We start from the raw sequence: 18,126 nt of genomic DNA, 5'->3' as shown, positions 1-18,126 counted from the left end.
CACTATAATCGGCATCTGGCCCTGAAAAAAGATCCAGAACTGACAAATAATATAGAGCCACGATGAAAGGGGCGCATGGATTTCGCTTTGCTGCTGGGCGCGTTCGAGCGCACACACCGCGAGCGGGGCTGGCCGCGCCAGCGCCTGCTGCATGAATGCCTGCGCGCGGCGATCCGCGGCGGTCAGCTGGCGCCCGGCACGCGCCTGGCCGCCACGCGCGTGCTGGCGGCCGAACTGGGAGTGGCGCGCAATACCGTGCTGTACGCCTACGAGCAATTGGCCAGCGAAGGGTTTGTCTTGCCGGACCGGAGCGGCACTGTCGTCGCCGGCGGCGCCGGCGTGCCGGCAGCATCGCCGGTGAGCGGTGGCCAGGATGGCTTGTCGCGCCGCGCCCGGCATTTGCGCGGCGTGTCAGGACAGGATGCCGGCGCTGCGCTGGTGTTTCCCGCCGACGCCATGGGCGCCTTCGCGCCTGGCGTGCCGGCGCTCGACGAATTTCCGCTGGCGCAGTGGCGGCGCATGCTGGAGCGCGCGTGGCGCGCGCTGACGCCGCGCCAGCTCAATTACGGCGACCCTGCCGGCGAGCCGCAGCTGCGCATGGCCATCGCCGACCACTTGCGCGCCGCGCGCGGCGTCGTCTGCGATGCGGGCCAGGTGTTCATCACGGACGGCACGCAGAGCAGTCTCGATGTCTGCCTGCGCGCCTTTGCCGACCAGGGCGACACCCTGTGGATCGAACATCCCGGCTACGGCGGCGCGCTGGCGGCGGGTCGTGGCGCCGGCCTGCAGGTGACGGGCATCGCCGTCGACATGGATGGCATCGCGCCGACGGATGAAGACTGGCGCGCCACGCCGCCACGGCTGATCTACACGACGCCGTCGCACCAGTATCCGACGGGCAGCGTGCTCAGTCCCGCGCGCCGCATGGCGCTGCTCGAACGCGCGCGCGGGGCCGGAGCGCTGATCATCGAAGACGATTACGACAGCGAGTTTCGGCATGGCGGACCGCCCCTGGCGGCCATGCAGGGACTGGTGGCCGACGCGCCCGTCGTGTATCTGGGCACCTTCAGCAAGACCATGTTTCCCGCCTTGCGCATCGCCTTTATCGTCGTGCCGGCCGCGCTGGCCGGGGCCTTCGCGCAGATGCAGGCGCAGGGCGCCGCGCGTGGCCGCGTGGCGGAACAGCTGGCGCTGGCCGAGTTCCTGCGCAGCGGCCTGTTTGCGCGCCATGTGCGACGCATGCGCAGGCTGTACCGCCAGCGCCGCGACGCCCTGGGCGAGGCCTTGCAGCGCCATGCGTGCGCGGGCGCGGCCATCCATGGCGGCACGGCCGGCATGCACCTGGCGCTGCGTTTTCACGATAGCGCATGGGATGACCTGGCGCTGAGCCGCCGCGCCGCACAGGACGGCATCGTGGCGCTGGCGCTGTCCGCGCACGGCACGGGAGACGGGGCGGGCTGGAACGGTTTCCTGCTCGGTTATGCGCAGGTGCCGGCCGAACACATGGATGGCCTGGCGCGCCGCTTGGGCGCGCTGCTGCCGGCGTGATGCGGCGCTACTGCTGGTCCAGCATCCACTGCTTCAAGCCGTTGACCCAGTTCTTGGCGGGCAGGTTGAACTGCTTCTTGATGGTGGCGGCGCGTTCATATAGCTCGCTGAAGTCGAGCGATGGCGATTTTTTGAAGGCCAGCACGACGATGTTTTCGTCTTCCATTTCCGGCACCCAGACGACGGCGTCGAAGACCAGTTCCATCGCCTGCAGGTTCTTGTCGTAGTTGGGGAAGTCGCCGAAGACATTCGTGCACATGATGCCGTCGTCCGTCAGGCAGTCGAAGCAGGCCTGGTAGAACTCGGGCGTGTCGAGCACGGGGCCGCGCGCGTCTTCGTCGTACAGGTCCACCTGCAGCGCGTCGACCGTGCCATGGTTGGCCGGGTCGAGCACGAAATCGAGCGCATTCATTTCGCGCACGTCGAGGCGTGCGTCGTTCGGCGGCAGCGCGAACTGGGCGCCGCAGATGGCGATCACGTTCGGATTGAGTTCGATGGCCGTGACCGTGGCGTCGGGAAAGCGGCGGTAGCTGAACTTGGTCAGCGCGGCGCTGCCCAGGCCCAGCTGCACGATGCGTTTGGGCTGCGTCTTGAACAGCATCCACATCATCATCATCTGCACGTATTCGAGCTCGATGGCGTCCGGTTTGTCCAGGCGCATGGCGCCCTGCACCCACTTGGTGCCCAGGTGCAGGTAGCGGATGCCGCGGTGTTCGGTGGTGGTGGCGGGCGGGTGGCCCGGGTGGCTGAAAGCGGTGTTGCTGGTGGAGATAAAATCGGTCGTCATGCGTCAGTGTAGCAGCCGCCAAAGAAAAAGACGCCGTGGCGTCTTTTGGGTGGTGCGTTCAAGACTGCTTGCGGCGTCGCGCCAGGAAGCCGAGTATGCCCAGGCCGGCCAGCAGCATGCCATAGGTTTCCGGTTCAGGAACGGGCGCCAGGTTCAGGTTGAAGACGCCGCCATAGCTGCCGCCCTTGGTGTTGCCGATCACGGTGAGGACCAGCGGACCATTGAACAGGATGCTCGTCGGCGCCAATACTTCGCCCTGGGCATAGCCAAACACGGTAGGGCCGCCAAAGCCGCTTAGCGAAATGCCGTTCAGATTGGCGCTGGTGAAGCTGATGGAGGAACTGTCCGAACCCGTGACAGACAGGTTGGCCAGGAAGGCTTGCGCAGTGGAACCGAAGGTCGCGTTGGGAGTGAACGTAAAGGTATCGGTAAAGTCGCCGAGGGGACTGGGCACGGCGTTGAAGCCGCTGGTCCACAGATTGCCCGTGGTGTTGACGAGGTTGACGATGTAGTCGGCGGCGCTGGCGCTGCCGATGGAGGCAGCGCTGAGGACTGCCGCTGCGATGAGTGATTTTAATTTCATGTTGATCCCCGCGAAAAGACGATTGATGTTTCAAAAAAACCGTACCGCGCTGATAAATTATCGCCAAGACAATTCGTTGTCAATGAGCTATTTTTATATCATTATGCAAACTTAAATAGCTTATTTCTAACACACGGGCATGGCGCTCGTGAAGTTGCAATATTGGACATTGTAATTGTTAATATCGCACTGAAAATAAATCACGGATAATGTGATTTAAAAATCGTTATACAAGGAACTAATTTCTGTCCAGCAAAGGAAGAATCAGGGTCACGGCCAGGCCGCCGTCCTCGCGGTTGGCCAGGGTGATGCGTCCGCCGTGGGCTTCGGCGATTTCGCGCGCCAGGGCCAGGCCCAGTCCCGTGCCGCTGCGCTTGGTGGAGTAAAACGGCACCAGCGCGTTTTCCAGCACGGCGCCGCTCATGCCCGGCCCGCGGTCGCGCACTTCGATGCGCAGCTGCCCTTGCGCCTGACTGACGTGCAGGCCGATATGCTGGAGCTTGGAGCCGGATTCCAGCGCATTCTTGAGCAGGTTCAGCAGCGCCTGCTGCATTTGCGCCGCATCGAACACGGCAGCCTGCGCTGGCGGCGGACCGTCGAGCGTGAAGGCCGCTTGCGAGGCCAGGCTGTCGAGGAAGGGTTGCCATTCGCACGGCGCCAGGCGCGGCGCGGGCAGCTTGGCAAAGCGCGCATAACCGAGGATGAAGGTTTCCAGGTGGCGCGTGCGCTCCTCGATGGTGGCGAGGATTTGCGGCAGGCGCTCCGTCTGGCCGCGGCGCACCAGCTCGGCGCCGGAATGGGCCAGCGAGGCCAGTGGCGCCAGCGAGTTGTTGAGCTCATGGCTGATGACGCGGATGACCTTTTTCCAGGTTTGCACTTCCTGGCGCCGCAGCTCCAGCGTCAGCTGGCGCAGCAGCAGCAGTTCGTGCTTGCGTCCGTTCAGGCTGAAGCTGCGCCGCGCCAGGTGGTACACCTCTTCCTGTTCCCCTTCTCCGCTGGTAAACAGGCCGTCGTGGCGGCGCGCCAGCGCTTCGGCCAGGGCCGGCGCCGCCTCGCGCACGATGTCGGCCAGGTGCTGCCCTTCGAGCCGGCGGCCGTGGTGCAGCAGCTGGCGCGCGGCCAGGTTGGCGTAGACGATGGCGCTGCCCTCGGCCACCAGCAGCATGGCCACCGGCGTGTTTTGCACCATGGTGTCGAGCAGCAGTTCGCGCTGCACCAGGTCCAGGCGCTGCTTGCGCAGCACGTCGCCCAGCGCATTGTGCGCTGCCACCAGGTCGGCCAGTTCATCGTTCTGCGGCCAGCGCAGGCTGAAGCCGAAGTCGCCGTCCTGGTAGCTGGCGACCGTGCCGCTCAAGGCGCGAAACAGCGACAGCATCGCCTGCAGTTGCGCGCGGATGGTAATGACGGCCACCGGCAGCACGCACAGCAGGGTACCGGCCAGCACCAGCAGCGGCTGGCCTGGCAAAAAATGCGCGAGCAGCAGGGCGATGACGATGCCCAGTACCAGCAAGGTGACGATCAGCGCCGTCCAGCGCGTGAGCAGGGAGAGGCGCATGGGGTGGCAGGCCATCAGCCGCGCGCGATGCCCAGGCGCTCCATGCGCCGGTACAGCGCCTGGCGCGACAGCCCCAGCTCCTGCGCCGCCTGCGCCACCACGCCATGCGCGCGCGCGAGCGCCGCGCTGACGCTGTCGCGGTCCGGTTCCGTCGCGGCATCCTGCGTCACGCTTGGCGATGCCGCACCGGCCAGCGGCAAGCCCGTGTCCTGCGCGCCGATCACCGGGCCGGGCGTCAGCAGGCTGGCGCGCTGCATGACGTTTTTCAGTTCCCGCACATTGCCCGGCCAGCCGTGTGCCAGCAGGGTGGCCTGCGCCTGCGCGTCCAGGGCTTTTGCGCTGCCCAGGAAATGCCGCGCCAGTACCAGGATGTCGAGCGGGCGCTGGGCCAGCGGCGGCAGGCGCAGTTCGATCACGTTCAGACGGTAGAACAGGTCTTCGCGAAACGTGCCGGCCTTGATCATCGCCGGCAGGTCGGCGTTGCTGGCGCTGATGACGCGCACTTTCACTTGCCGTTCGCGGTTCGATCCGAGGCGCTCGAAGCGTCCCGTTTCCAGCACGCGCAGCAGTTTCATTTGTCCGGCCAGCGGCAGGTTGCCGATCTCGTCGAGGAACAGGGTGCCGCCGTCGGCCGCGTCGAACTTGCCGTCGCGCGCGCGCGTGATGCCGGTATAGGCGCCCGCTTCGGCGCCGAACAGTTCGGCCTCGATCAGTTCCACCGGCACGGCGCCGCAATTGAGCACGACGAAGGGGCCGCCGGCGACCTGCGAATTGGCTTGCACGATGGCGGCGATGCGTTCCTTGCCGCTGCCGTTCGGCCCCGAAATGAGCACGGGCACGTCGGCGCGCGCCACCTGGCACGCCAGGTGCACCACTCTTTCGGTGGCCGGGTCTTGCCACACCATGCCGCGCAAGTCGAAGTCGTGTTCCAGGGCGTGGCGCTGGCGCTGCTCGGCCACCACGCGCTGGCGCAGCGCGCGGTTGGCCTGCCCCAATTCCAGCAGATTCTGCACGCTGGCGATCAGGCGCCGGTCATCCCAGGGCTTGGCCAGGTAGTCGGCCGCGCCGGACTTGATCAGCTCGACGGCCGCGTCGAGCTGGGTCCATGCCGTCAGCAGGATCACGGGCAGGTCGGGGTAGCGCGCGCGGATGGCGTGAAACAGCGCGCCGCCTTCCTCGCCCGACGTGGTGTCGGCCGTGAAGTTCATGTCCTGCACCACCAGGTCGATGGCGTGGCGCTCGAGCAGGTGCAGACCTTCCTCGGGCGAAGCGGCGCGCATGGCGTCGATCTCGTGCAGGGAGAACAGCACGTCGAGGGCGATGGCCACGGCGGCATTGTCGTCAATAATCAATACGGTAGGCATGCGCGCAGCATATCACTGAGGTGCGAGCTCAGGTACTGCGCGTGGCGGTGGCCGGCGAAATGCTGGCCGCGCGCCATGCCGGGCCGTACACGGCGCCCACGCCCAGCAGCCAGAACACGAGGGCACCGGCCAGCAGATAACCGGGCGGCAGGCGCGCCATTTCCAGCTGGCTCACCAGCAACTGGTTCAAGCCCAGTGCCAGCAGCACGCCGCACGCCACGCCGACGCTGGTGATCATGAAATTCTCCGTCAAAAAATAGCGCAGGATGTCGATGCGGCGCGCACCCAGCGCGCGCCGCACGCCGATCTGCTTCCTGCGCTGCGTCACCCACAGGCTGGCAATGCCGACGATGCCGCTGGCGGTGACCAGCAGCAGCAGGGTCGAGACGGCGATCAGCATCCAGGACAGGCCGCGGTCGGCCCGGTAGCGCAGCTGGCGGTGCCGCTCCAGGGTGTCGATACGCACCAGCAGGCGGTCGCTGCTGGCGCTGCGGATGGCCTGTTCCGCCTCCTGCATCAGGCGGTCGCGCTGGCCCGGCTCTGCGCGCACCGCATACAGCAGCGAATCGCGTCCGCCCGTCAGGCGCGCCGGCATCAGGATCGAGTATTCTCCTTCGGGCCTGAGCTGGCCGACCTGCGTCTGCAGCCGTTCGACAATGCCGACCACGCGCAGCTCGGGATCATCGGCGCCGGTGCCCTTGTACAGCGTCTTGCCGACAAAGCTGGTTTCGCCGGGCCAGATTTTTTGTGCGGCCGCCAGCGTCACGATGGCCACCTTGGGATAGCTGTCGTCGACATCTTCGTCGATCTCGGACACTTCGTCGGGGAGAAAATCGCGTCCTTCCACCAGCTTCAAGCCATAGGTCTTGACGAGGGCATCCGGGGTGACATAGGTCGAAATGTTGGCGCTGGGCGTGACCTGGCTGCGCTTGGCCGACACGCTGGTGGAGTTTCCGGAGCGCGACAGCACCGCCTGCGACGTCTGCGCCACCGACAGTACGCCCGGCAGTGCGCGCAGCAGGGCCGCCTGGCGCTTTTGTTCGGACAGCTGGCGCTGGTGGCTGCCGCGCTCCATGTTCTGGATATGGACATAGAAAATGTCGTTTTCAGCGGCCACGCCGGTGGGCCGCGCGGCCACGGCCTGGCGCAGGTTGACGATGTACAGGGCGTTGGCCAGGATGGCCAGGCTGATCGCGATCTGCACGGCCACCAGGACGGCGCCGGTTTTGCTGCGCATCAGCGCCGACAGGATGGGACGGATTTCCATGCTGGACCTCATAGTGAAGAAGTGGGTGTCATTGGGACTTGAGCTGGATCGCCGGCGTCACCTGGCAGGCGCGCCAGGTGGGCAGCAGGCCGGCCAGCAGGGCGGCCAATACCGACATGGCAAACGTCAGCAGCAGCATCGGCACATCCATGTGCGCCACGGTGCCCAGTTCCTCCGACTGCTGGCTGACCACGGCCAGCGCGCCAAACGCCAGCAGCAGGCCGATCACGCCGCCGGCCAGGCCGATCACCCCGCTTTCGATCAGGAACTGGCGGAAGATATCGCGCCGCGTGGCGCCCAGTGCGCGGCGGATGCCGACTTCGCTGGCGCGCACGGAAAACTTCGCCAGCAGCAGGCCGATGGTGTTGACCAGGCACAGCAACAGAAAGCCGAAGGCCAGCCAGGCCGCCAGCCTGTTGTCGTTGTCGACCACCTGCAAGTGGCGCATCCATTCGTTCAGGTCGTACAGCCGGTTGGGGGCGTTGCGCGGCATGCGTCCCAGCTTGCGCTGCTCGCCCGCATAGGCATCGAGGTATTGCTGCAGCTGGCCACGCTCGCCGCTGCTGGCCATTTCGAACCAGAACTGCAGCCAGGTGCAGCCCGAGGCGAGCCGGCCCTGGTAGCCGGGTGCGTTATTGTCGCCATTGCAGCTCATGCCGCCATCGTGGTCGGTTTCGTGGCGGATCGCGCTGGCAAACGGAATGAAGAATTCGTCTTCCGCGCCGAAGGCGCCCTTGCTGCCGATAATGTGATGGGCACGCGGCACCACGTCCCAGGTTGCCAGCACCCCCGTCACCAGATAGGGACGGCCCAGCACCGTGACGCGCTGGCCGACCGGGTTGCTTGTGCCCACCAGTTTTTCGGCCAGCGCGCGGCTCAGCACGATGACGTCGGCACCGCTGGCATCATCGGCATCGCTCCAGGGCTGACCGTACAGGAAGGGGGCTTCGAACATGCTGAAGAAGTCGCGCGTGGGCGCCATGCCCTGGGAGTTGAAGGAGCCGAGATCCTTGCGCGCCGGTTCGACCGGACCGGCCACGCCGTACATGACGGTGCGGCGCACTCCCACCTTGCTGTCCATGAAATTGCGCGCATCGATATAGCTCATCTGGGCTTGCGAAAAACCCGGTTTTTCTCCGGGCACGTAGCCTTTGACGGGCAGGATGTCGATCATCGGCACGAACATGCGGTCGCTCTTGTGCGGCAGCGGATCGCCCGACATGGCGTGCAGGATGGTGACGGTGGACACGCTGGCGGCCACGCCGACGGCCAGGGTCAGCACCATCAGCGCGGTCAGGGCGCGGTTGCGGCGCAGGCTGCGCAGGCCCAGCGTGAAATAGTAGCGGAACATGTGCTCTCCTTACGCGGTCACGGGGTGCTGCGGCTTGGCCGACAGCGAGGCGCGGTGCTGCACCAGGTCCGACACCTGGCCGTCGATGATGTGCACGTTGCGCTGGCTGCGCAGCGCCAGTTCCGGATCGTGCGTGACCATCAGGATGGTGGTGCCTTGCGCATTGATTTCTTCCAGCAGCTCCATCACGCCGCGCGCCATCTGCGTATCGAGGTTGCCCGTCGGTTCATCGGCCAGCAGCAGCTTGGGCGAGCCGGCCAGCGCGCGCGCGATCGCCACGCGCTGCTGCTGGCCGCCCGACAGTTCGGCCGGATAGTGTTTCATGCGCGATGCCAGGCCGACCTTGGCCAGCGCTTCCTCGATGCGCTCCTTGCGCTCGGCGCGGTTGAAGCCCCGATAGCGCAGCGGCACATCGACGTTGTCGAACAGCGACAGGTCGGGGATCAGATTAAACCCCTGGAAGATGAAGCCGAGCTTTTCATTGCGCAGGCGCGAGCGGGCATTGTCGTCCATGCCCCTGACGTTGACGCCGTCGAGGATGTATTCGCCGTCGGTGAATTCCTCGAGCAGGCCGGCGATGTTCAGAAAGCTCGTCTTGCCCGAGCCGGACGGGCCCGTGACGGTGACGAATTCACCTTGTTGCACGTGAATGTCGAAGCCGCGCAGCGCGTGGGTTTCGATCATGTGGGTGCGGTAGACTTTGCTCAGGTTTTGCATGCGCAGCATGGAGGGCCTCTTGTGGGAGTGAGATGAATGAGATTGCGTTGAATTCAGTTGAGCGAAACGCGGGCGGCGTTCGCGAAGTTTTCCGTGCCGGCGACGACCACCTTGTCGCCCAGTTTCAATCCAGCGAGGATTTCCACGGCCGTCACGCTGGTCGCACCCAGCCTGATCGGCGTACGGATGGCCACGCCGTCGCGCACGACGTAGGCGAAGCGGCCGCCTTCGGCTTCGACGAAGGAGCCGCGCGCCAGCATCAGCACATTCGGTTTTTCATCGATCAGCAGGCGCGCCGCCACGCGCTGGTTCTGGCGCAGGCCGGCCGGCTGCTCGCCGTCGAAACGCACGCGCGCCAGCACCTGGTTTTTCACCACTTCGGGCGACAGCGCCGACAGCTTGCCCGTCGCGCGGATGGCGCCCGTTTCGATCTCGGCGCGCATGCCCAGGCCCATGTCGGCCACATAGGTTTCCGGCACCTCGAGTTCGACTTCCAGCTGCGACAGGTCGACCAGGGTCATCAGCGCTGTATTGGCTTGCACCACGCTGCGGTTGGCCACCGACAACGTGCCGATGAAGCCGTTGACGGGCGCGCGCACGGTCAGCTCGTCGACCCTGCGCTGGGCGTTGTCGCGGCTCAGACGCTGGCGTTCGAGTTCATTGCTTTTCGTTTTCAGGGCCAGGCTCACGTCTTCGCTTTCCAGTCCGGCCGCCTGCGAGGCGTGCCGGCTGCGGATATCGGCCGAATTCAAGGCATCCTTGGCCTTCTGGTAGTCGATCTTGGCGATGATGCCCACCTGCGCCACGCTTTCATAGCGTTCCAAGGTGCGCTGCGCCGACAGGCGTTCTATTTCCGCCGTATCGGCTTCTCGGCGCGCCAGCAGTTTCTGCTTTTTGGCCAGGATCTGCTGGCGCGCCACTTCCGCCTCCAGCTGCTGCACGCTCGACTGCTCGCGCTTGAGGGCGTCGGACAGGTCCGGCGACTCCAGCACGGCCAGGATATCGCCCTTTTTCACCGTGTCGCCCGCCTTCGCCTTCAGCGTGACGGTGGCCACCGTGGTCGAATACAGGGTGGGGCTGATCGAGGCGACCACGCGGCCCGTGACGGCGGCGTCGCGGATCAGGGTGCCGCGCGTGACGTCGGCGATGCGCAGGCGGCTGCTGTTGACGGAATGCTCGCTGTTGCGCCAGCCGGCAACGGCAGCGACGGCAGCGCCGATGACGATGACGGCGCCGGCCAGCAGCAGGGCGCGTTTCTTGTGGCGCTGGCCCGGCGGGGCGGACAATACGGCGTCTTGAGAGGAAGTGTCGCGGATCATGGTCATGTCTCGTGAAGGATCACTTTTCCAAAGCACGATCCATGCCAATGATTAAGTCGTTGATTTGCATGGGAAAAAATTCAGGCGTCCGGCTGTCCGCCGTGTCCGCGCCGTCCGCCACGTGTCCGCGCGCGCCGTCCGGGCAAGGCAGTGATCGATATATCTTGATAATCTGTCAATCGACCTGATCTGTTGCTCGCAGTGATGGCGCGCCGCGCCATGCTGGCTACCTTTCTGGAGCATGATGCCTGCCTCGCCCCTCAAACAGCCCCCGTTTGCCACGCTAAAACACTGGCTGCGCCAGTTCGCCAGCCTGCCCGAGCCGCTTGAATACGATTATCCCTTTGCCGCCAGCGACATTGCCATGTTGCACAGCATCGACGGTGGCTTGCCCCAGCTCGACAGGCAGACATGGGATGAAATGCTGCTCGACGACTACCATGCGCAACTGGCTACGCAGACCAGCATTCTTGGCCAGCAGCGATTGCATCAGCACCTGGCCAGCGGCACGGAAAACACTGCGTCGCGCGCGCGCATCGCCGCACTGCTGGCGGCCCCCGCACAGCAGGCCGAGCTCGAACACGCCATGCTGCCGCTGCGCACGGCCGATATGGAAGTCGCGGCGCTGCTGTGCGGCCCGCCGCCGCCAGCGCCGCCGTGGTGGAGCCGCTGGCTGCTGCTGCCGACCCTGGCACTGCTGGTGTCGCTGCTGGCCGCATGGCTGGTGGCGCCCCTGGCGTGGGCCGTCGCGGTGCCCGTCTGGTTGTTGCTGATGGCCTTGCAGATGCGCTTGCATGACCGCTGCAAGCCGTGGGAGCGCAGCGTCTACACCTTGCAGCAGATACTGCTGGTGCATGGCCGCCTGGCGGCGCTGGCGTCGCCATTCACGGCGGCGCTGCGCGAAGGCGGGCGGGCCGCCGGCGTGATCAGCCGCCAGATCACGCCAATGCGCTGGATCAAGATGATTCCTCTGCTGAGCGAGTATGACGACTGGCTGATGCTGGGCAATATTCGCCGCTATTTTCACAGCCTGCGCGTGGTGCGGCGCGAACGCGCCTTTTTGCGCCAGAGTTTCCTGCTGCTGGCGGACCTGGACGCGGACCTGGCCCTGGCGCGCCACTTGCGCGGCCGCCCGCAGTTCTGCTGGGCGCAGGCAGCAAACGCGCGGCGCCTGTCGTTCGATGCCATGGTGCATCCGCTGCTGGACGGCGCCGTGCCGCTATCGCTGCGCCTCGATGGCCGCGGCGCCTTCATCTCGGGACAGAATGCCGTCGGCAAGAGCACCTTGCTGCGCGGCGTGGGCCTCAATCTGATCAGCGCGCGGGCCTTCGGCTTTTGTTATGCGCAGGCGGCCAGCGTGCCGATGGCGCCCCTGTATTCGAGCATGCAGAACGAAGATTCGCTCGATGGCGGCGAAAGTCTCTATATCGCCGAACTGCGGCGCGCGCGCGAACTGCTGGCGCTGGCCGAGGGCGGCGCGCCGGCGCTGTTCCTGATCGACGAGATTTTCCGCGGCACCAACCACCTCGAATCGGTGGCGGCGGCCGCCGCCGTGCTGCATACGCTGGCCGCGCAGCACCTGGTGATCGTCTCGTCGCACAACCTGGTGCTGGGGCCGCTGCTGGAAGACTGCCTGGCGCCCTGGTGCGTGCAGCGCGACGTCCATGGCGCCTTGCGGCTGGCGCCCGGCGTGCTGCAGGCCACGAACGGCATCGCCCTGCTGGCGCAGCGCGGCTTTGGCCCCGCCATCGAAGACAAGGCGGGACGCGTCTTCGACTGGCTCAGCACGCACATGGCGCAACCGGCCGATTGCCGCGGCGTGCTCGAACGGGCCTGATGGCCGGCCTTATTTATCCTGCTTTTCCGGCGTGCTCTTGTCGATCACTTCGCGGCAATCGCCGCGGATGATGGCGTTGTCGTAGTTGGTCCAGCCGTAGCTGTCGACGTAGCGCTTGTGCTGCTTGAAGCGGGGGCTGACGATGCTCCATTCGGGCTGTTCGCCGGCAAAGCGGATGTCGCCCAGGTCGAGCAGGGTGTGGAACATGTTTTCCGTCGACAGGCGCGCCTTCTGATGGCGCCGCAGCTGCGTCACCTTGTCCGGGTAGTGCTGCTGGAATTGCGGCGAATACCAGACGAAGGCGGGCACGTGGAATTCGAACTGCGTGTTGTGCCCGTGGAAGGCCAGGCGGCAGCTGCCGTCGTACAGCGTCTGGCCGTGGTCGGCCACGTAGACGAGCGAGCTGCGCAGGGCAGTGCGCTGGCCATCGTCCTTCAGCATGCCGATCACGTTCGACAGGAACCAGTCCGTGTACAGGATGGAGCTGTCGTAGCTGTTGTTGAGCTGCGGCTTGATGGCCGTGTCCGTGTAGACGGGCTTGTCGACGCCGAACAGCGACGGCTGCCACTTGTCGAACGATTTCGGATAGCGCTGGCTGTAGTTCCAGTGGCTGCCCAGCGTGTGCAGCACGATGAGTTTTTTCGGCGCCGGGTCGGCCAGCGCATTTTTGAACGGATCGAACAGGATCTGGTCGAAGTTCGAACTGTGGGTAAAGCCGCCCAGGTTCAGGAATTGCACCACGTCCGCTTCCTTGGCAAAGACGGACACGGGCGTATCGAACTGGCCGAACGAGATCTGGTTCGACAGCCAGTAGGTCTTGAAGCCCGCTTCCTTGTAGGCGGTGAGGAAGGATTTTTCCGAGAAGCCATCCTTGAGGCTTTGCGTGGCCGGCTTGCGCGAGATGATGACAGGCACGGACAGGCGCGTGGCGGAAACGGCCGTGATGACGTCGGCCAGCGGCACCAGGTTGCTTTCCTGTTTCAGCAGGGGATTGGTGTCGCGTTCGTAGCCGTTCAGGCTCCAGCGGTCGTAGCGCGACGATTCGCCGATCACCATGACCACCACTTCCGGATGGGGATCGGGCTGTTGCTGGAGCGCGCCGAAACGGAAGGTGCTGCTTTTCCGTCCCAGTTCGGCCAGATACCGACGCTCCTTGTAGAAATCGAAGCCGCGCGCGGCCAGGCCGAAGGGCCAGGAATTGCTGACGGTGTCGAAGGCGTAGGGCAGGCGCGCCCAGTGGGGCAGGCTGGGCCAGCCCAGGCCCGTTTCATCGGCGCCGGCGATGCTGGCGTTTTCCGGCTTGCTGCTTTCCTCTTCTTCCTCGGCCGTCTCGTCGTCGGCCGAGCTGGCGTCGCCGAAGCCGGAGGCGCCCGCCTTGCCGCTGGCCGACGGCGCGCTGGCCTTGGCGGACGCGCTGGCGCTGTGCACGGCCTTGGCCTCGAAGCCGAATTCGTAGCCATACCACCAGAAGCCGCCCAGCAGGAGCAGCAGCACGAAGGCGGCCGGGCGCGTCTTGCCGCGCCAGTCCAGGCCGCGCGTGCGCGTGGCCGCATACCAACTCAGGGCGCACCAGGCGATCACGCCGAGCATGACGGCACCCATCAGCCACACTTTTTGCCCGAGAAATTCCATCGCTTCCTTGGGACTGGTTTCGAAGATGATGCCCAGGTGGTGCGTGGAAATACCCTGGCCATAGAAGATGAACAGGTAGATTTCCGTCGGCAGGGCCAGGAAGGCGGGCACCAGCAGCCAGTGGAACCAGGCGGGGCGCTGGAACACGCTCCAGACGGCCAGCCAGGCCAGCAGCTCGAACGTGAGCATCTGCCAGGGATGCTCGAGCGCGCGCCCCAGCAGCGCGGGGATGAAGGGCACGGCCGTCAGCAAGGCATACGTCAGGAGCAGGAACAGATTGGCGGGGCGAAGCAAGGAGCGCATAAAGGGAGGCGGGGAGGCAGCGAAAAATGTCCGCTATTATCAATCCTTTTGTTGTCTCGCGTTCATACAAGAATGCGACCGTGCATTCCGTGGTCGCAAGGAAAGAGTGCCAAATCATCAATCGTTTTCGAATGTCGGCGTCCGTGCGTCGTCGCCAGAAATTAGTCAAAATGCCACAAACACCCCCTTTCTTTGCCTTTTTTTATAGCAAAAAGCGGTAAACTGATTGACCCCCTGTAACACAAGGTCTAAACTAGCGAGTTCTCGATTTTATTCTGCTCATCGTTTACGCATTACTTGGCATTTCATGGCCGCTCCTTATCGAGTGGCTGCGGGCGCCTCCGGTGCGCAGTAGATGAAAGCGGGACGAGGTTTTAGTCGCCGGGCATCTTGCCCGGGTTATTAATCGTAGTTTTTTGTTGGATTTATAACGATGCCAACCATCAATCAATTGATTCGCAATCCACGCGTCGCCTTGACCGTGAAGAGCAAATCGCCGGCGCTGGAAAACAGCCCGCAAAAACGTGGCGTCTGCACACGTGTTTACACCACGACTCCAAAGAAGCCTAACTCGGCTCTGCGTAAAGTCGCTAAAGTTCGCCTGACCAATGGTTTCGAAGTCATTTCGTACATTGGCGGTGAAGGCCATAACCTGCAAGAGCATAGTGTTGTGCTGTTGCGCGGCGGCCGCGTCAAGGATTTGCCGGGTGTGCGTTACCACATGGTGCGCGGTGCCCTCGATACCCAAGGCGTGAAAGACCGTAAGCAATCGCGTTCGAAGTACGGTACCAAGCGCGCTAAAGCTGGCAAGAAGTAATAAGTTGTACGCAGCAAACCCAAGTTTCGCTCAGTGGCAACTAGCTAAGTGAATGTAGTCGACCGCATCTGGTCGAGTAAGTGGAAGACTATGATGGTCGTCCGCGAGTGTGCGAAGAACGCGCGCTCAACTGAAGATTGAAAGGAATTGATATGCCACGTCGTCGTGAAGTACCCAAGCGCGAAATTTTGCCAGATCCAAAATTCGGCAACACTGATGTCGCTAAATTTGTAAACGTGCTGATGCTGTCCGGTAAGAAATCGGTTGCAGAAAACATCATCTACGGTGCTTTCGAGCACATCGCAGCAAAATCGGGCAAAGATCCGCTCGAAGTTTTTGCTACCGCAATCAACAACGCCAAGCCGCTGGTTGAGGTGAAATCCCGTCGCGTCGGTGGTGCAAACTACCAGGTGCCGGTCGAAGTTCGCCCAGTCCGTCGTATGGCCCTGTCCATGCGCTGGTTGCGTGAAGCTGCTAACAAGCGCAGCGAAAAATCGATGCCACAACGCCTCGGCGGTGAGCTGATGGAAGCGGCTGAAAGCCGCGGCGGCGCGATGAAAAAACGCGACGAAGTCCATCGTATGGCTGAAGCGAACAAAGCGTTCTCGCATTTCCGCTTCTAATATAAAGCCAGCTACCGCAAGGCGGCTGTCAAGCATCTGTTGTTCGAGGCCGGGCTCATTTTTGCAAAAAAATGCTGCTCGGTTTTGTCCATTCATTTAGGATTAATTATGGCCCGCAAGACCCCCATTGAGCGCTACCGCAATATCGGTATTTCCGCTCACATCGATGCAGGTAAGACGACCACGACCGAGCGCGTCCTGTTCTACACAGGCGTGAACCACAAGCTGGGCGAAGTCCATGATGGCGCAGCCACCACCGACTGGATGGCACAGGAGCAAGAGCGCGGTATCACGATTACCTCGGCTGCTGTTACGTGCTTCTGGAAAGGCATGGCTAACAACTTCCCAGCGCACCACATCAACATCATCGACACCCCAGGCCACGTTGACTTCACCATTGAAGTGGAACGTTCGATGCGCGTGTTGGATGGCGCCTGCATGGTTTACTGTGCAGTCGGCGGCGTGCAGCCACAATCGGAAACGGTATGGCGTCAGGCTAACAAGTACAAAGTGCCACGTCTGGCCTTCGTGAACAAGATGGACCGTACCGGCGCCAACTTCTTCAAGGTCTACGATCAGATGCGTTCGCGTCTGAAAGCGAACCCAGTACCTATTCAGATGCCTATCGGCGCTGAAGACGTCTTCACCGGCGTGATCGATCTGGTCAAGATGAAAGCGGTTATCTGGGACGACGCTTCGCAAGGCATGAAGTTCGAATACGGCGACATTCCTGCACACCTGGCCGCCGATGCTGCCAAGTGGCGCGAGAACATGGTTGAAGCCGCTGCTGAAGCGTCCGAAGACCTGATGAACAAGTACCTGGAAGAAGGCGACCTGTCGGAAGCCGAGATCAAGGCTGCTCTGCGTCAGCGTACCATCGCCAGCGAAATCGTTCCAATGTTGTGCGGTACCGCCTTTAAAAACAAGGGCGTACAAGCCATGCTGGACGCGGTCATCGAGTACCTGCCATCGCCTATCGACATTCCACCTGTCCCAGGTCTGGATGACGACGAGCAGCCAGTCGAGCGCGCAGCTGACGACAACGAGAAATTCTCGGCATTGGCGTTCAAGATCGCAACCGATCCGTTCGTCGGTCAGTTGTGCTTCATCCGTTGCTACTCGGGTACCCTGAATTCGGGCGACTCGGTGTTGAACTCCGTGAAGCAGAAGAAAGAGCGTATCGGCCGTATCGTGCAGATGCAAGCGAACGAACGCGAAGAAATCAAAGAAATGCGCGCTGGCGACATCGCCGCCGTTGTGGGTCTGAAAGACACCACCACGGGCGATACGCTTTGCGACGAAAAAGCCAGCGTAGTTCTGGAGCGCATGGTCTTCCCTGAGCCGGTGATTTCGCAGGCAGTCGAGCCAAAAACCAAGGCCGACCAGGAAAAAATGGGCCTGGCGCTGAACCGCCTGGCTGCGGAAGATCCATCGTTCCGCGTGCGTACCGATGAAGAATCGGGCCAGACCATCATCGCCGGTATGGGCGAGTTGCATCTGGACATCATCGTTGACCGCATGAAGCGCGAATTCAACGTTGAAGCGACCGTCGGCAAGCCACAAGTGGCTTACCGCGAAACGATCCGTAAAGTGTGCGAAGAGTCGGAAGGCAAATTCGTCAAGCAATCGGGTGGTCGTGGTCAATACGGTCACGTGGTTCTGAAGATCGAACCGCAAGAACCGGGCAAGGGCTTCGAATTCGTTGACGCGATCAAGGGCGGTACCGTTCCTCGCGAATACATCCCTGCAGTTGAAAAAGGTGTGCGCGACACGCTGACTTCGGGCGTGATGGCTGGCTACCCAGTCGTTGACGTCAAAGTCACGCTGTTCTTCGGTTCGTACCATGATGTTGACTCGAACGAAAATGCATTCCGCATGGCCGCTTCGATGGCATTCAAAGATGGCTGCCGCAAAGCATCGCCAGTCATCCTGGAGCCGATGATGGCCGTGGAAGTGGAAACGCCGGAAGACTACGCCGGTACCGTGATGGGCGACCTGTCGTCGCGTCGCGGCATGGTGCAAGGCATGGATGAAATTGCTGGCGGTGGCGGCAAGATCATCAAGGCCGAAGTACCACTGTCGGAAATGTTCGGTTACGCTACGTCGTTGCGTTCGTCGACCCAAGGTCGTGCGACTTACACGATGGAATTCAAGCACTATGCTGAAGCACCTAAGCATGTGACTGAAGCAATCGTAAGCTCGAAAGCTAAGTAATAGAAGTTCCGGGCCGGCTTTCACGAGAATGCCGGTCCCTACATTTAAATCATTGTTCTAAGGAAGAATAAAATGGCAAAAGGTAAATTCGAACGGACCAAGCCGCACGTCAACGTCGGCACCATCGGCCACGTCGACCACGGTAAAACCACGCTGACCGCTGCAATCGCAACGGTTCTGTCGAAGAAATTCGGCGGCGAAGCCAAAGC

At 63.1% G+C, this 18,126-nt stretch carries 15 protein-coding genes; 6 read left to right on the top strand and 9 right to left on the bottom strand.

The window, feature by feature from the left end; all coding sequences use genetic code 11:
• The first annotated feature begins 75 nt into the window (after window positions 1-75).
• Window positions 76-1,548: a PLP-dependent aminotransferase family protein gene (locus CBW66_RS11770; protein WP_086140037.1), complete on the top strand. Its 1,473-nt coding sequence runs from the start codon at window positions 76-78 to the stop codon at window positions 1,546-1,548.
• A gap of 7 nt (window positions 1,549-1,555) precedes the next feature.
• Here the strand turns inward: CBW66_RS11770 and CBW66_RS11765 are convergent, their stop codons facing one another.
• From CBW66_RS11765 to CBW66_RS11730, 8 genes are all read right to left on the bottom strand, one after another.
• Window positions 1,556-2,335 (bottom strand): spermidine synthase, encoded by a 780-nt coding sequence (locus CBW66_RS11765; RefSeq protein ID WP_086140036.1) that lies wholly within the window; start codon window positions 2,333-2,335, stop codon window positions 1,556-1,558.
• Window positions 2,336-2,393: 58 nt separating this feature from the next.
• On the bottom strand, window positions 2,394-2,918 hold the full coding sequence (locus CBW66_RS11760) for an FxDxF family PEP-CTERM protein (RefSeq protein ID WP_086140035.1): 525 nt from the start codon (window positions 2,916-2,918) through the stop codon (window positions 2,394-2,396).
• 238 nt (window positions 2,919-3,156) lie between these two features.
• Window positions 3,157-4,473 (bottom strand): PAS domain-containing sensor histidine kinase, encoded by a 1,317-nt coding sequence (locus CBW66_RS11755; protein WP_230492373.1) that lies wholly within the window; start codon window positions 4,471-4,473, stop codon window positions 3,157-3,159.
• 14 nt (window positions 4,474-4,487) lie between these two features.
• On the bottom strand, window positions 4,488-5,837 hold the full coding sequence (locus CBW66_RS11750) for a sigma-54 dependent transcriptional regulator (protein ID WP_086140033.1): 1,350 nt from the start codon (window positions 5,835-5,837) through the stop codon (window positions 4,488-4,490).
• A 28-nt stretch (window positions 5,838-5,865) separates the two neighbouring features.
• A complete protein-coding gene (locus tag CBW66_RS11745) occupies window positions 5,866-7,104 on the bottom strand; it encodes an ABC transporter permease (protein WP_086140032.1) in 1,239 nt (412 codons plus the stop codon).
• A gap of 28 nt (window positions 7,105-7,132) precedes the next feature.
• Window positions 7,133-8,455 (bottom strand): ABC transporter permease, encoded by a 1,323-nt coding sequence (locus CBW66_RS11740; protein ID WP_086140031.1) that lies wholly within the window; start codon window positions 8,453-8,455, stop codon window positions 7,133-7,135.
• A gap of 9 nt (window positions 8,456-8,464) precedes the next feature.
• Entirely contained in the window at window positions 8,465-9,181 is a 717-nt protein-coding gene (locus CBW66_RS11735; protein ID WP_077398823.1) for an ABC transporter ATP-binding protein, read from the bottom strand.
• 44 nt (window positions 9,182-9,225) lie between these two features.
• Window positions 9,226-10,491, bottom strand: a complete 1,266-nt coding sequence (locus CBW66_RS11730; RefSeq protein ID WP_086140058.1) for an efflux RND transporter periplasmic adaptor subunit — start codon at window positions 10,489-10,491, stop codon at window positions 9,226-9,228.
• Window positions 10,492-10,732: 241 nt separating this feature from the next.
• Between CBW66_RS11730 and CBW66_RS11725 the strand changes: the two genes are divergently transcribed.
• Window positions 10,733-12,328 (top strand): DNA mismatch repair protein MutS, encoded by a 1,596-nt coding sequence (locus CBW66_RS11725; protein WP_086140030.1) that lies wholly within the window; start codon window positions 10,733-10,735, stop codon window positions 12,326-12,328.
• A gap of 9 nt (window positions 12,329-12,337) precedes the next feature.
• Here CBW66_RS11725 and CBW66_RS11720 read toward each other — a convergent pair whose 3' ends face one another.
• Entirely contained in the window at window positions 12,338-14,263 is a 1,926-nt protein-coding gene (locus CBW66_RS11720) for a phosphoethanolamine transferase (protein ID WP_139841749.1), read from the bottom strand.
• Window positions 14,264-14,696: 433 nt separating this feature from the next.
• Here CBW66_RS11720 and rpsL point away from each other — a divergent pair, with 433 nt between their 5' ends.
• From rpsL to CBW66_RS11700, 4 genes are all read left to right on the top strand, one after another.
• Window positions 14,697-15,080 carry a 30S ribosomal protein S12 gene (rpsL, locus tag CBW66_RS11715; RefSeq protein WP_010394376.1) on the top strand — a complete coding sequence of 128 codons (384 nt, stop codon included), beginning with the start codon at window positions 14,697-14,699 and terminating at the stop codon, window positions 15,078-15,080.
• 152 nt (window positions 15,081-15,232) lie between these two features.
• Window positions 15,233-15,703: a 30S ribosomal protein S7 gene (rpsG, locus tag CBW66_RS11710; protein ID WP_010394377.1), complete on the top strand. Its 471-nt coding sequence runs from the start codon at window positions 15,233-15,235 to the stop codon at window positions 15,701-15,703.
• Between the two features lie 108 nt (window positions 15,704-15,811).
• On the top strand, window positions 15,812-17,917 hold the full coding sequence (gene fusA, locus CBW66_RS11705) for an elongation factor G (RefSeq protein WP_070223447.1): 2,106 nt from the start codon (window positions 15,812-15,814) through the stop codon (window positions 17,915-17,917).
• Window positions 17,918-17,989: 72 nt separating this feature from the next.
• The coding region (locus CBW66_RS11700; RefSeq protein WP_253251337.1) for a GTP-binding protein at window positions 17,990-18,126 on the top strand (137 nt) is incomplete at its 3' end.

Source organism: Janthinobacterium sp. GW456P (assembly GCF_002127655.1).
Taxonomy (GTDB): domain Bacteria; phylum Pseudomonadota; class Gammaproteobacteria; order Burkholderiales; family Burkholderiaceae_D; genus Janthinobacterium.
This window is presented reverse-complemented; position numbering and strand designations above follow the sequence as displayed.